Genomic DNA, 13,996 nt, shown 5'->3' with positions numbered 1-13,996 from the left:
GGTGACCTCGAGACCCCGCACCAGAGCGAAGGTTCTGCTGCGCGTACTCCTCGCCGCAGGCGCGATCCTCGCGATCGCCCTCGTCGCAAGGGCCTACGTGCAGCAGAACCGCGATCTCGAGAGCGCCCGCAGCGACCTCGCCAAGCTCGATTCGCTGATCCCCGAAGAGCGCACGAGCGCCAACGTCGTTCCCGAAGGCGAAAGCACGCCGAGCCCCGTCATCAACATTGACGGCCGAGACTACGTCGGAATCCTCGAGATCCCCTCCCTGGACGTGCGCCTCCCGATCGCCGCGAGCTGGCGCCCCGAAAGCCCCCGACCCGGCGCCTACTCCGGAATACTTGAGCGCGGCACACTCACCATCGGCGGGCCGAATACCGCGGGGCAGCTCGGGCGGCTCACCGAAACGGCCGACGGTGACCGGTTCACCATCACCGACGTGACCGGCAGAGTGTTCACCTTCGAAGTTGCCACGATCGAAACCGTGAAAAGCGATGAGAAGGCGAAGATCCTCGAGAAGGTCGAACCGTGGGACGTGTCGCTCTTCGCCGACACGTTCAGCGGGCAAGAATTCAGGGTACTTCGCGGGACCGCCGTCCCCGTGTTCAACGACAACTAGGTGCGGGTTTACTTCCAGCGGAAGAACCGGTGGGCAAGCGGCAGCAACAGGGCCGACGCCACCAGCAAATACACGCAGCCAAGTCCCGCGCAATGCGCAATGGAGGCTTTCGAGAAGTCCTCGTTGGGGCCCGAGTGAAACGAGAGCGGGCCAAGCCTGCTAGTGCGGCCTATCGTCCTCCATCATGTCGAACAGTCGCGCGTACTGCTCTTCGGAGATGTAGTCCATGTTCGTGGCGACGAGAACATCATTCCATGTGCCGGAAATACTCGCGCCGTCATCAAGCAGATGCTCGGGCTCGGGGTCGGGTATGTACTCCCAGCGAGTGAGCTCATCAAAGAGCCGATCCTCAGTGATCTGGCCAAGGTAGTAGCGCTGGCAGATTTCCAAAGGATCCGCGCCGCTGAACCCCTGGGGGACAGGCCGGACGTGCCCGGAGTGTGCTAAATGCTGAGCTACGGCCGGCTGAGAAATAGCGGCGGCATGGCCGATTGCTCTTTGGGCTTCGCCGGCCTTCGCGGCGTCGATAAGTGCGCGCTTAAAGGTGAGTTCAGCGAGCTTGAGGCCAAGGCGCGCATCGCGCACGGCGGTGAGTTGCGGGTTGAGTTTTTTCATCTTGGCACCCCTTAAGATAAGTTCCATTATCACGGTAGTGGGTGTGCGAAAACTCGGTCAACCCTTCATGTTGGTAAAAGAGTCGGAGATTGTGGGGAAATAGCGCAAGGTGAGTTGTGGGGGGCGTCGTGCGCGCACTGAACGGGGGCGAAACCCCCACAACCCCTATGCAATCCGAGAAGGGAGTGGAGCGGACGACGGGAATCGAACCCGCGTAATCAGTTTGGAAGACTGAGGCTCTACCATTGAGCTACGTCCGCGAGAAGCACACGAAGCGCTTCAGGGATCCATCTTGCCACATACTGGGCCATGCCCCAAGGTGAGTGCGGGCCGGGGCGCGCATGTATCTCGTCACATCGCGTGAGTGATGCCCGAGCGCCCTCAGGTGGAGGCGGGTAAACTTGGCGGGGTTGCCCCATCGGCCTTCGCTGGCCGCACGGCCAAGACCGGTGCAGCACCGGGATGTAGCTCAGCTTGGTAGAGCGTCCGCTTTGGGAGCGGAAGGTCGCAGGTTCAAATCCTGTCATCCCGACGTCGCAGGGGCCGCCTCACGGCGCCCCGGTTACCGACTTTGAAATACGAGAACTACTACGAGGAGACTTGCACGTGAAGACTGCAGTCGAGAAGCTGAGCGCCACCCGCGTGAAGCTCAACGTTGAGGTTCCTTTCGAGGAACTGAAGCCCGCGATCGATCAGGCCGCGAAGAAGATTGCCAAGGATGTGCAGCTTCCCGGCTTCCGCAAGGGCAAGGTTCCCACGTCGCTCATCGAGCAGCGTTTCGGTAAGCCCGCGATCATCCAGGAAGCCGTGAATGACGCGCTTCCGGGCTACTACCAGCAGGCTGCGGCCGAGACCGAGCTCAAGCCGGCGGGCCGCCCCGAGGTTGAGGTCACGGAAGTTCCCGGCCTCGACGGCTCGGAAGAGGGCAACCTTGTTTTCGTGATCGAGCAGGATGTGCGCCCCGAGATCGAACTTCCCACCTTCGGTGACATTGAAGTCGAGATCGAAGAGCCGGCTGTTGACGACGACGCCGTGGACGTGCGCCTCACCGCGCTGCGCGAGCGTTTCGGCACCCTCAAGGGCGTGGATCGCCCCGCTGAGGACGGCGACTTCGTGTCGATCGACATGGTCGCGAAGATCGAGGACGAGCAGATCGACACCGTCGAGGGCGTCTCCTACAACATCGGTGAGGGCAACATGCTCGACGGCCTCGACGAGGCCCTCATTGGCCTTTCGGCTGGCGAGACCACGACCTTCACGTCGAAGCTTGCCGGTGGCGACCGCGCCGGCGAGGAAGCACAGATCACCGTCACCGCGCAGAGCGTGAAGGTGCGCGAGCTTCCGGAGGCCGACGACGAGTTCGCCGAGCTCGCTTCCGAGTTCGACACGATCGACGAGCTCAAGGCTGACCTCAAGGCCCAGGCCGAGAAGGACGCCGAGGGTAACCGCGTGGCGCTCGCCCGCAACGCGCTCATCGAGAAGCTCCTCGAGGACATCGAGATCGAGGTTCCCGAGCAGCTCGTCAAGGATGAGATCGAGGCGCACCTCGAGAACGAGGGCAAGAACGCCGACGATCCGCACGGCGAGGAAATCAAGGACGACACGGTCAAGGCAATCCGTGCGCAGTTCCTCCTCGACGCGATCCTCGAGACGCGCGAGGTCGAGGTGGGCCAGGAAGACCTCATGAGCTTCATGTCCCAGATGGCCGCGCAGTACGGCATGGACCCGAACACGTTCCTCCAGGCTGTTGCGCAGGGCGGTCAGCTCGAGCAAATCTTCGGTGAGGTGCAGCGTTCGAAGGCTCTCGACGACGTGCTCGCCGAGGTGACGGTCAAGTCGACCGAGGGCAAGGTTCTGGACCTGGGTCTTGCGAAGGGCGAGGAGTCCGACGCTTCCTCGGCCGACGAGGATGCCAAGGCTGAGGGCGAGAAGAAGCCCGCCAAGAAGGCTGCTGCCAAGAAGCCCGCCGCGAAGAAGACGACCGAAAAGAAGTCCGCGGACAAGAAGACCGCTGAGAAGAAGCCGGCCGCCAAGAAGGCCCCCGCCAAGAAGGCTCCGGCGAAGAAGGCCGCTACCAAGAAGGCTGCCGAGAAGACTGAGGAGAAGAGCGAAGACAAGTAGTCTCGCACCATCCCTTGAGGGCGCGGCCCCTCTTCGCGAAAGCGGAGGAGGGGCCGCTACCCTTTTAACAGCGCGCGGCGCCGCGCGAAGGAGGAATAGTCATGGCTTGGATCGATCACGCCCTGTGGTGGCACGTGTACCCGCTCGGCTTCACCGACGCCCCGATCCGCGAGGGCGATTCCCGCACCGGACGGGGCTTCGATCACCTCACCGGCTGGCTCGACTACGTGCAAGAGCTCGGTCTCAACGGGATCGCGCTCGGCCCGATTTTTGAGTCGAAAACCCACGGCTACGACACGCTCGAATACCTGAAAATCGACCCGCGGCTCGGTGACGACGCGGCCTTTGATCGCTTCCTTGCCGAGTGCAAAAAGCGCGGGATCCGCGTGCTTCTCGACGGCGTGTTCTCGCACGTCTCGACCGACTTTGCGCCGCTCCGCCGCGAGCTCGAGAACCCCGCCGCGAACGCGAACGAACGCGAATTTGATATCGATATGGAGGCCGACGGTGGCCCGGCCCCCCGCGTGTGGGAAGGGCACGGGGAGCTCGCCCGCTTCCATCACGAAAGCGCTGCCGCGCACGAGCGGATCGCCCACGTGATGCGTTTCTGGCTCGAGCGGGGAATCGATGGCTGGCGCCTCGATGCCGCCTACTCCGTGCCCACGAGCTTCTGGAGCGCGATCATCCCCGACCTTCGCCGGGACTTCCCCGAAGCATTCTTCTTCGCGGAGATCATCCACGGCGACTACGCCGAATTTGTGCGCGAAGCGGGCGTGGATTCCGCGACCGAGTACGAACTGTGGAAAGCGATCTATTCAAGCATCGAGCAGAAGAACCTCTTCGAACTTGAGTGGACCCTCGGCCGCCACAACACGTTCCTCGAACATTTCCTACCGCTCACGTTCGTGGGCAACCACGACACGAGCCGCATCGCGAGCGTGCTCGGCGCCGACGGCGCGCTTACGGCCCACGCGATTCTCTACACGCTCGGTGGCACCCCAACCCTCTACTACGGCGATGAACAGGCCTTCCGCGGCATTAAGGAAGAACGCGTTGGGGGAGATGACGACGTGCGCCAGGCCTTCCCCGATTCCCCGAGTGACTTCTTCGGTGAGGGCCCCGCGATGCGCGACGCGATCGCCGGCCTCATCGGCGTGCGCCGCGCGCACCCGTGGCTCGTGACCGCCCGAACCGAGGTTCTCGACATCGCGAATGAAAAAATGACGTATCGCGCCCACGAAAACGGGGGAGAGCGCTTCCTCGACGTGGAGATCACCCTCGAGAACAGCCCCCACGCAACCATCCGTGAGGCCGGCGGCGACGTGCTGTGGTCCCAGCCGCAGCTGTAGCGAGGCAAGCGTCGGAACTGCGCCCCTGGCGAACAGGGCCGCCAAGCCCCCTCACGGTCGCTAAGGTTGAGGGGTACGAAACCTCAAGATACAAGGAGTGCACCGTGACTCAGCACAGCGTGAACGCGGCCGGTGAAATGCCGCTTGGCCTCGATGACAACGTGTACCAGCGGCTCCTGCGCGAGCGCATCGTGTGGCTCGGTTCGGATGTTCGCGACGATAACGCGAACGCGATCTGCGCGAAGCTGCTCCTGCTCGCCGCGGAAGATCCGGAGAAGGACATCTTCCTCTACATCAACAGCCCCGGCGGTTCGATCACCGCGGGCATGGCCATCTACGACACGATGCAGTACATCAAGCCGGATGTCGTCACGGTCGCGATGGGCATGGCGGCCTCGATGGGCCAGTTCCTGCTGAGCTCGGGCACGCCCGGGAAACGTTTCGCGACGCCCCACACGCGCATCCTCATGCACCAGCCGCTCGGTGGCCTTGGTGGCACCGCCTCGGAGATCAAGATCCAGGCTGATCTGATCCTCTCGATGAAGCAGCAGATGGCCGAGATCACGGCCGAGCAGACCGGTAAGAGCGTCGAGCAGATCATTGCCGATGGCGACCGCGACCACTGGTTCACCGCCCCCGAAGCCCTCGAATACGGCTTCATCGACCGGATCGTCTCCGCAGCCGGCGACGTGACCGGCGACGGCGGCATGGACGAGAACTGACGCGGCGAAACCTCAAAGGAGTACACCCATGACTTTCGAACCCTCCATGAAGGCCGGCCACATGCCGAGCGCACGCTACGTGCTGCCCACCTACGAAGAGCGCACAGCCTACGGCTTCAAGCGCCAGGACCCGTACGCGAAGCTGTTCGAGGATCGCATCATCTTCCTTGGCGTCCAGGTGGACGACGCCTCCGCCGACGACGTGATGGCGCAGCTGCTCGTGCTTGAATCGCAGGATCCCGACCGCGACATCACGCTCTACATCAACAGCCCCGGCGGGTCGTTCACGGCGCTCACCGCGATCTACGACACGATGCAGTACATCAAGCCTGATGTCACGACCGTGTGCCTCGGCCAGGCGGCTTCCGCTGCCGCGGTGTTGCTTGCGGCCGGGGCCCCCGGCAAGCGCCTTGCCCTCCCGAACGCCCGTATCCTCATCCACCAACCGGCCATGGGCGGCCAGGGTGGCGGCCAGGCTTCCGATATCGAGATCCAAGCCAATGAAATTCTCCGCATGCGCGAGTGGCTCGAGGATACTCTCGCCCACCACTCGGGCCGCGACCGCGGCGAGATCCACCGCGACATCGAGCGCGACAAGATCCTCACCGCACAGGGCGCGCTCGAGTACGGCCTCATCGACCAGGTTCTCGCCCGCCGAAGCGAGCAGGCCCAGATCGGCCAGTAAGCGCGATACGCGCACGATACGGCCGGGGAGGTGCGCCACAGCGACACACGCTCGTGGGTGTGCCTCCCCGTTTCGTTGCCTCGCGGCGGCTAGTGTGGCAAGCGCCCGAAAACTTCCCCGGGAAGGACTCCTCCATGGCACAGATTGGTGATTCGAGCGAGATCTACAAGTGCTCGTTCTGCGGAAAGTCGCAAAAGCAGGTTGAGCGGCTCATCTCCGGACCCCACGTGTACATTTGCGAAGAATGCATCGAGCTGTGCAACGAGATCATCGCTGAGGAGACCGAGGCTGCCGAGAAGAAGGAAGAGCAAGCCAAGGAGCTCGAGCTCCCGAAGCCCAACGAGATTTTCGACTTCCTCGAGACTCACATCGTGGGTCAGGAAACCGCAAAGCGGGCCCTTTCGGTTGCCGTGTACAACCACTACAAGCGCGTGCGCGCGAGTGAAACGAAGGATTCGGGTATTGGCACGGACATCGACGAGGTCGAGGTCGCAAAGTCGAACGTGCTCGTCGTGGGCCCCACGGGCTGCGGAAAAACGTATCTCGCGCAGACCCTCGCGAAGCTCCTCGACGTGCCGTTCGCGATGGCCGATGCGACCGCCCTCACCGAGGCCGGTTACGTGGGCGAGGACGTCGAGAACGTTCTTCTCAAACTCCTCCAGGCCGCCGACTGGGACGTCAAGCGCGCCGAGCGCGGCATCATCTACATCGATGAGATCGACAAGATTGGCCGCAAGGCGGAGAACCCGTCGATCACGCGCGACGTCTCAGGCGAAGGCGTGCAGCAGGGCCTACTCAAGATCCTCGAGGGCACCGTCTCGGCTGTGCCACCGCAGGGCGGGCGCAAGCATCCGCAGCAGGACTACGTCCAGATCGACACGACCAACGTGCTGTTCATTGTCGCGGGCGCCTTCGCGGGTATCGAGGACATCATCAGCAACCGCACCGGAAAACGCGGCATTGGCTTCGGCAGCCAGCTTCACACCCCGCTCGACGAGCAGGAAATCTACGCGAAGCTCCTTCCCGAGGACCTCCTGAAGTTCGGGCTCATCCCCGAATTCATTGGCCGCCTTCCCGTGCTGACCTCCGTGACGAACCTCGACCGCGAGGACCTCACGCGCATTCTCATCGAGCCGAAGAACGCGCTCGTGAAGCAATACCAAAAGATGTTTGCCCTCGACGAGGTCGAGCTCGATTTCGAACCGCTCGCCCTCGAGGCCATTGCGGATCGCGCTCTTGAGCGTGGCACGGGTGCGCGCGGGCTGCGCGCAATCATGGAGGAAATCCTCCAGCCGGTCATGTTCGAGGTGCCCTCGCGCGAGGATGTCGTGAAAATCGTGATCACCGAGGCGGTCGTGACCGAAGGCCGCGAGCCGCTCATGCTTACGCGCGCTGACTCGAGCGAGGCCGGCGAGAAGAAGCGCCGCCGTAGTGCCTAGTTTTCTCGCCGACACGCTTTACTCGTGCCGCCCGGCCTGCAAGGCTTAGCGCATGAACGATACCCCCGCGACGCCGAGCGCCGGCGCCCACGTCACCGACGAACACATCGCCCGCGCTCGCGAGCTCCTCGGCCAGCACCGCCAATCGATTGACAACATTGATGCGGCTCTCGTGCATCTGCTCGCTGAACGCTTCAAGTTCACGAAGGCCGTGGGGGCACTCAAGGCCGAGCACGGCCTTCCCGCTGGCGATCCGGATCGTGAAAAGCACCAGGTCGAGCGCCTCACCCGCCTCGCCGAAGAATCCGGGCTCGACCCGGTGTTCACGCAGCGCTTCCTCAATTTTCTCGTGACCGAGGTGATCCGCCACCACGAGCAGATCGCGGCGGAACACTAATATCGTCGCTTCGCACGCGTGCACACTGGGCGCTAGAAAACCTCGCTTTGGCGGTACTCCGCCATCGCATCAATGATCCAGCGCGCCACGAAATCGGCGAAGCTCGCGCGCGGGTAGAGGCGCCACACATTCTGTTCCACGCGGTGCAAAAGGATCGGCACGTGCGCGAGCTGGGTCGCGACCGCACGACCCGCGGGGAACTCACGCGGGTGAAGATCCGCGTTGCAGCCCTTCTCGAGAAGCTCCTCGCTGGCGCGGCCCGAAAGCTCAAACACGGTGCGATTCGCGGAAAGATCCACGGCGTGCCCCGGCAATCCTTCGAGGGAGGCCTCGAGGTCAGCCGCGGCTGCCTGAGTCGTATCGGAGGGATCGACGTACAGGAATTCGTCGGGCGAAAGCCACAAAACGTGACTGGCGTCGGACCTTCCCGTGACCTCGCCAACCCTTGAGGGAAGCGCAAAGCCGAGCACGCTCTCAAGCGCCCTCGCGCTTTCGCTTCCGGGCTTCGCGCGAAGCCCCACCTGAAGCGGCGAGTCGAGCTCCGTGAGTTGCACCGAGCGCATTCCGGATACGCGTGCCGCCTCCATCTCACCCGCGAGATGCGCGGCGGGCGTGACGCGGAATTCTTTCAACTGAGCGTTAGCCATCGCGGCGCTCTCCTTCCGGATCAAACAGGCACAGGGGCCCAATTTCTACATCGACGAGGCGGCCATCCACGGGGCTCGAGATGATCTCGCCCTCGCGCTCGCGGCCGCGCTCAATGAGGGCGAGGCCAAACGTGCGGCCGAGCGCCACCGAGTCGTAGCTCGAGGTCACCCAGCCGATGTCCTCGATTTGCCCGTTGCCGGGCAAGAGCGGGGTTGTCACGTCAGCATCGCGCACCGTGAGATCCGTGCCCTTCTCAACGAGCTGCGCACCCTCGCGAAGGCGAAGCCGACGGTCCACGGGCAGAACCGTCACGAGATGACGGCGATCCTCAGCCGCAGTGTGGGCCCTCGCAAACGAACGTTTGCCGAGGAACTCCTCTTTCTTTTTCGACACGACCCAGCTCATGCCCGCATCCTGCGGCGTGACCGTGCCGTCCGTGTCCTGACCCACGATGATGAAGCCTTTTTCCGCGCGCAACACGTGCATCGTTTCCGTGCCGTAAGGAGGGATGCCAAATTCGCGCCCGGCCTCCTCAACGGCCTCCCACACGGCGAGCCCGTAGTAGGCCTCAACATTGATCTCGAAGCAGAGCTCTCCCGAGAACGAGATGCGGCACACGCGCGCCGGGATCCCATTTTCGAGGGTCGTGTCGCGAAACGCCATGAACGGGAAGCCCTTCGCGGACACATCGATGTTCGGGACCACTTTTTCGATGACGGCGCGCGACTTCGGGCCGGCGACCGTGATCGTCGCGTACTGTTCCGTGACCGACGTGAACGTCACGTCGAGCTCGGGCCATTCCGTTTGCGAATATTCCTCGAGATGGTCGAGGACCTTCGCAGCACCGGACGAGGTGGTGGTCATGAGGAAGCGATCCTCCGCGAGCCTCATCGTCACGCCGTCGTCGAAGATCATGCCGTCGGGCGTGCACATCACGCCGTAGCGCCCCATGCCCACCTTGAGCAGGCGGAACGAATTCGTGTACACGCGGTCGAGGAATTCCGCCGCGTCCTTGCCACGAATCTCGATTTTGCCGAGCGTTGTGCCGTCCATGAAACCCACGGATTCACGCACGGCCGCGCATTCGCGGCGCACCGCCGCATCCATCGACTCGGCACCCTGAGGGTAGTACCAGGGGCGTTTCCACTGGCCCACGTCCTCGAATTTTGCGCCGTGGGCGAGGTGCCACGGGTGGATCGACGTAATGCGCGCGGCATCGAACAGGTCGCCGCGCTCGCGGCCCGCAATGACCGCGAACGACACGGGAGAGTAGGGGGCGCGATAGTTCGACACCCCCACCTTCTCGAGGTCATCTTCACCGAGCGCTGCCGCGAGAATCGCCATCGCGTTCACGCCCGAGGTTTTGCCCTGGTCGTTGGCGGTGCCGATCGAGGTGTAGCGCTTGATGTGTTCGATGTTGTGCATGCCCGCCCCAAAGGCGCGCATGATCTCGGCAACGGCCTGGTCACGCTGGAGATCCACGAAGTGCTCGTTCCACTCGCCAGGCTCGCCCTCCTCAGCGGGCACGAGCCACAGGGGCCGCACGGGGGAGCGGTCAAGGGGCAGTGCGGTTCCGACGCTTGCCTTGGCAACCTCGCGCTTCAGTTTCCCGGCGTTGAAGCCCTTATCTTCGGCGGCGGCCTCGCGGGCCTCGATCCCCACGCGGTGGCCTGCCTCGAGGGCATCGTCGAGCGCATACTTGCCGGTGAGGGCGCCCGCGTGGTGCTGGTGGGCAACGGGGGAGACGGGCACGAAGCCCGCGATATCCGTGTTCCACGTGGTCTTTCCCTGGCGATGGGTGTGGAGGTGAACGGTGGGGCTGTATCCGCCTGAGACGGCGAGGAGATCGACCTCGATGTGGTCCGCTTCGCCCGTGAGCTCGGCGTTGGTATCGAGTCCGCGCACGGTGATAGCACTCAGGAGCCCGCCCGTGCCCGCGTCGGTATCGACTACGGCGGAGCCCGCGTAGAGGGCCGCGCCGACCTCACGCGCGATTTTCTCGCAGTGCTCGGGCACGCGGCGCCGTGCATCGATGATCGCGGTGACCTTCGCCCCGGCCGCCGCGAGGTCGAGCGCGCTCTCATAGCCCGCATCGTTGGTGGTGAACAGCGCCGCACGGCGTCCGGGGAGGGCGCCGTAGCGGTTGAGGTAGGTGCTCACGGCCGAGGCGAGCATGATACCCGGGCGGTCGTTGTTCTTGAACACGAGCGGCCGCTCGAGAGCGCCGGTCGCAAGAATGACCTCCGCGGCGCGAAACTGCCACATGCGTTGGCGCGACACTCCGGGGCGCTTGGCACGTGGAAGGTGATCGGTGCGGTTTTCGACCGCGATCACGTAGTTCGCGTCGTAGCAACCGAAGGCGCTCGTGCGCGGAAGGTACGTGAAGTCGCGGTTCTTCTCGAGCTTCTCGATTTCGGTGCGTGCCCATTCGGGGCCGCTGACGCCATCGACCTCGACATCGCGCGCCGAGAGAAGCGAGCCGCCGGGTACGGGCTGATCGTCGATAAGCACGACCCTGCACTGGCCCGCGAGGGCCGAGCGCGCAGCGGCAATGCCCGCGGGGCCCGCACCCACGATGAGCACGTCCACGTGGCGGTGCTTGTGGTCGTAGAGTGCCGGATCGGGACGCGGATCGAGTGCGCCCTGGCCGGAAACGAAAAGGGTCTCGAGGCCGGGCGTGGCCGGAACCGTTGTGACGGGGAGCATTGTTTCGTCGATATCGTGCGCGTCGCGTGAGCGCACCGTGATGAGCCCGTTCGGCTCTTCGATTCCCGCCGCGAGGATCCCTCGTGGGCGGTGGCGGTACATCGATTCGGCCGTGTGGAGTCGCCCGGAGGCGACCAGGGCCGAGGCAACCGTGTCGCCTTCGAAAGCCTCGATCTCCACACCATCAACCGTGATAGTGAAGGGGTCGCTGTTCGCGAGGCCGTGCCGAGGGGAGTGCTCGGGGGATAGTCGCATGCTCACTTGGTCTCTCCCCTCGTCTGCGCGGCTTCATTGCCGCCGTGAAGCTCGGGGCGTTTCTCGCCCGCCGGGTAAAACGCGAGGAACTCGTGGGTTGCCGTGTCGCGCAGGGCATTGAACCACTTGCGGCAGCCGCCCGTGTGCAGCCAACGCTCGGCGTACTCGCCTTTAGGATTCGAACGGTAGAACAGGTAGTGGGCCCATTCGGCATCGCTCAACTCCGCGGTTTTCTCGGGGTAGGCCACGTGGGCCTCGCCGCCGTAGTGGAACTCAATCTCGTCGCGGTCGCCGCAGTGGGGGCACGTGAGAAGAAGCATCGTTGGTCTCTCTTTCGCCGTGGGTTAGTGAGCGACGGCAGCGGCGCCGTGCTCGTCGATCAAATGGCCGGTCGTGAACCGTTCAAGCGAGAACGGTTCATTGAGTTCGTGCGGGCGGTCGTTCGCGACCGTGTAAGCGAAAGCCCAGCCGCACGCGGGGGTGGCCTTGAAGCCGCCCGTGCCCCACCCGCAGTTGATGTACACGCCCTCGACGTCGCACAGCGACATGATGGGGGAGGCATCGAGCGTGACGTCCACGATCCCGCCCCATGTGCGCAGCAGGTGCGCACGGGAGAACACGGGGAAGAGTTCGATTGCCGCGGCAATCTGCTCGGAGACCACGTGGAATGAGCCGCGCTGAGCGTAGCCGTTGTACTGGTCGATTCCCGCGCCCATCACGAGCTCACCCTTGTGAGCCTGCGACACGTACATGTGCACGTGGTTGCTCATCACGACCGTGGGGTGCACGGGCTCGAACAGTTCCGAGACGAGTGCTTGAAGCGGATGCGACTGGGTAGGCACGCGCACCCCGAGTTGATCCGTGAGGGTCGTGGTGTGGCCCGCGGCCGCGAGGGCAATCTTGGGGGCGAGGATTCTCCCGCGAGTAGTCTCTACGCCGATGGCGCGGCCGCCGTCGGAAAGGACCTTCGTGACCTCGCAATTTTGGATGATGTCTACGCCAAGTTCGTTGCACTTGCGCGCGTAGCCCCACGCGACCCAGTCGTGTTTGGCGATGCCCGCGCGTGGCTGATAGGTCGCGCCCATGACGGGGTAGCGCACGTTGTCGCTGATGTTGAGGATCGGGCACACCTCTTTGACCTGCTCGGGGGTGAGCCACTCGGCGTCCACGCCGTTGAGCTTGTTCGCTTCGACCCTGCGCACCGATTCGCGCACGTCGCCGAGCGTGTGCGCAAGATTGAGCACGCCGCGCTGGGAGAAGAACATTTCGTACTCGAGTTCTTCGGTGAGGCCCTCCCACAGCTTCATGGCGTGCTCGTAGATCGCCGCGGATTCGTTCCACAGGTAGTTCGACCGGATGATCGTGGTGTTGCGGGCCATGTTGCCGCCCGCGAGCCACCCCTTTTCAAGGAGGGCGATGTTGGTCATCCCGTGGTTTTTTGCGAGGTAATACGCGGTCGCGAGTCCGTGACCACCGCCGCCCACGACGATCGCGTCGTAGGTTTTCTTCGGGTCTGGGTTATCCCACAGGAAATCGGGGTGTTGGGGTAGTTCTTCCGCCACGGGGGCCTCCTAGGTTCTCGTCATTGAGAAAACGACTGGGCGTCATTTCCACGGAAGGTATTGGTGTCGATCCTAGAGAGAGACCAAAGGGCAGTCAAGCGATCAGTGCAACGAGGTTGCTTTCGTGGCAACACGGAAGAGTCTTCGTGAGAGTGTTCGTTGGTCATACGGGCACCGTAGCGGCGGGCGCGCTCAAGTCGTCGCTCGTCCATCGACCCGTATCCGGCGAGTGCCTTGGTAGGCTGCCTGGCTTCGAGGACGGCACCAACAGCTTCGGCAATATCGTTCTGCTTGCCTTCAAAGCCGAGGCCTTCGGTGAGCCACGCACCATCATCGGTGCGGGTGCAGCGAACCCAGCCGGAGACGCTGTGTCCGTCTTTGCTGATGCCTTCGACTGGTACATCGAAGGTTTTGCCTGATTGGATTGCGTCGAAGGATTTGATGGCAGATGCGGAAGGCATGCGCACACTCAGGCCTGCGCCTTCATAAAGCTTTCGGTAGGTGCGGCGGTGTCCGCTGAGAGCCTTGCCGTTGCCCATAGAGGGTGTCCAGTCGTCGGGCATCTTTTCGTAGCCCTCGTTGGTGTCGGAGTATTCGCCTTGGAAGTTTCGGCGGCTCCACCAGTCTTCGCGAGCGCCATCGCCGCCAGCGATGCGGGGGTCGTGGTAGGCGCGGCTGGCGAGGGCTTGGACGTAGCCTTCGCCTTGGAGGGCTGCGCGCCGATCGTCGTAGGTGCGTGATGCGAGTGCGCCGTCGAGGTCGACGGCGGTCGGCTCTGGAAAGTTGAACTCTTTGAACTTTCCATCGGATGAGCGGGTGACGTTATTTTCGTCCCAGGTTTTGGTGTTCATGCCCTGATGTGTGCCGCGTCAAGGACA

13 protein-coding genes and 2 tRNA genes are annotated in these 13,996 nt (G+C 63.7%); 8 read left to right on the top strand and 7 right to left on the bottom strand.

The window, feature by feature from the left end; genetic code table 11:
• Position 1: 1 nt before the first annotated feature.
• Positions 2–619, top strand: coding sequence for a sortase (locus tag DAD186_RS08505; RefSeq protein ID WP_065248301.1), 618 nt, complete (start codon positions 2–4; stop codon positions 617–619).
• A 159-nt stretch (positions 620–778) separates the two neighbouring features.
• Here DAD186_RS08505 and DAD186_RS08500 read toward each other — a convergent pair whose 3' ends face one another.
• Both DAD186_RS08500 and DAD186_RS08495 read right to left on the bottom strand, forming a co-directional pair.
• Entirely contained in the window at positions 779–1,234 is a 456-nt protein-coding gene (locus DAD186_RS08500) for a hypothetical protein (protein ID WP_065248300.1), read from the bottom strand.
• Between the two features lie 186 nt (positions 1,235–1,420).
• Positions 1,421–1,494, bottom strand: a tRNA-Gly gene (locus DAD186_RS08495).
• Between the two features lie 198 nt (positions 1,495–1,692).
• Here DAD186_RS08495 and DAD186_RS08490 point away from each other — a divergent pair.
• From DAD186_RS08490 to DAD186_RS08460, 7 genes are all read left to right on the top strand, one after another.
• Positions 1,693–1,766 (top strand) — tRNA-Pro (locus DAD186_RS08490).
• 74 nt (positions 1,767–1,840) lie between these two features.
• A complete protein-coding gene (gene tig / locus DAD186_RS08485) occupies positions 1,841–3,355 on the top strand; it encodes a trigger factor (RefSeq protein ID WP_065248299.1) in 1,515 nt (504 codons plus the stop codon).
• A gap of 101 nt (positions 3,356–3,456) precedes the next feature.
• Positions 3,457–4,704: an alpha-amylase family glycosyl hydrolase gene (locus DAD186_RS08480; protein ID WP_065248298.1), complete on the top strand. Its 1,248-nt coding sequence runs from the start codon at positions 3,457–3,459 to the stop codon at positions 4,702–4,704.
• 137 nt (positions 4,705–4,841) lie between these two features.
• A complete protein-coding gene (locus DAD186_RS08475) occupies positions 4,842–5,426 on the top strand; it encodes an ATP-dependent Clp protease proteolytic subunit (protein ID WP_065248815.1) in 585 nt (194 codons plus the stop codon).
• Positions 5,427–5,454: 28 nt separating this feature from the next.
• Positions 5,455–6,111, top strand: a complete 657-nt coding sequence (locus tag DAD186_RS08470) for an ATP-dependent Clp protease proteolytic subunit (RefSeq protein ID WP_065248297.1) — start codon at positions 5,455–5,457, stop codon at positions 6,109–6,111.
• 134 nt (positions 6,112–6,245) lie between these two features.
• On the top strand, positions 6,246–7,550 hold the full coding sequence (gene clpX / locus DAD186_RS08465) for an ATP-dependent Clp protease ATP-binding subunit ClpX (protein WP_065248296.1): 1,305 nt from the start codon (positions 6,246–6,248) through the stop codon (positions 7,548–7,550).
• Positions 7,551–7,602: 52 nt separating this feature from the next.
• The gene (locus DAD186_RS08460) at positions 7,603–7,947 is read left to right on the top strand and encodes a chorismate mutase (protein ID WP_065248295.1); all 345 of its coding nucleotides are present in this window, start codon (positions 7,603–7,605) and stop codon (positions 7,945–7,947) included.
• A 32-nt stretch (positions 7,948–7,979) separates the two neighbouring features.
• Here DAD186_RS08460 and DAD186_RS08455 read toward each other — a convergent pair whose 3' ends face one another.
• Genes DAD186_RS08455 through DAD186_RS08435 form a run of 5 tightly spaced genes read right to left on the bottom strand, consistent with a single transcriptional unit; the run spans position 7,980 to position 13,969 of the window.
• Positions 7,980–8,594 (bottom strand): sarcosine oxidase subunit gamma, encoded by a 615-nt coding sequence (locus DAD186_RS08455; protein ID WP_065248294.1) that lies wholly within the window; start codon positions 8,592–8,594, stop codon positions 7,980–7,982.
• Positions 8,587–11,556 (bottom strand): 2Fe-2S iron-sulfur cluster-binding protein, encoded by a 2,970-nt coding sequence (locus tag DAD186_RS08450; RefSeq protein ID WP_065248814.1) that lies wholly within the window; start codon positions 11,554–11,556, stop codon positions 8,587–8,589. Before DAD186_RS08450 ends, DAD186_RS08455 begins: the two co-directional genes overlap by 8 nt.
• Before the next feature lie 2 nt (positions 11,557–11,558).
• Positions 11,559–11,876 carry a sarcosine oxidase subunit delta gene (locus tag DAD186_RS08445; RefSeq protein WP_065248293.1) on the bottom strand — a complete coding sequence of 106 codons (318 nt, stop codon included), beginning with the start codon at positions 11,874–11,876 and terminating at the stop codon, positions 11,559–11,561.
• Between the two features lie 24 nt (positions 11,877–11,900).
• Positions 11,901–13,118 carry a sarcosine oxidase subunit beta family protein gene (locus tag DAD186_RS08440; RefSeq protein ID WP_065248292.1) on the bottom strand — a complete coding sequence of 406 codons (1,218 nt, stop codon included), beginning with the start codon at positions 13,116–13,118 and terminating at the stop codon, positions 11,901–11,903.
• A 20-nt stretch (positions 13,119–13,138) separates the two neighbouring features.
• Positions 13,139–13,969, bottom strand: a complete 831-nt coding sequence (locus tag DAD186_RS08435; protein ID WP_065248291.1) for a hypothetical protein — start codon at positions 13,967–13,969, stop codon at positions 13,139–13,141.
• Between the last annotated feature and the right edge of the window lie 27 nt (positions 13,970–13,996).

The sequence above is a fragment of the Dermabacter vaginalis genome, from assembly GCF_001678905.1.
Taxonomy (GTDB): Bacteria; Actinomycetota; Actinomycetes; order Actinomycetales; family Dermabacteraceae; genus Dermabacter; species Dermabacter vaginalis.
This window is presented reverse-complemented; position numbering and strand designations above follow the sequence as displayed.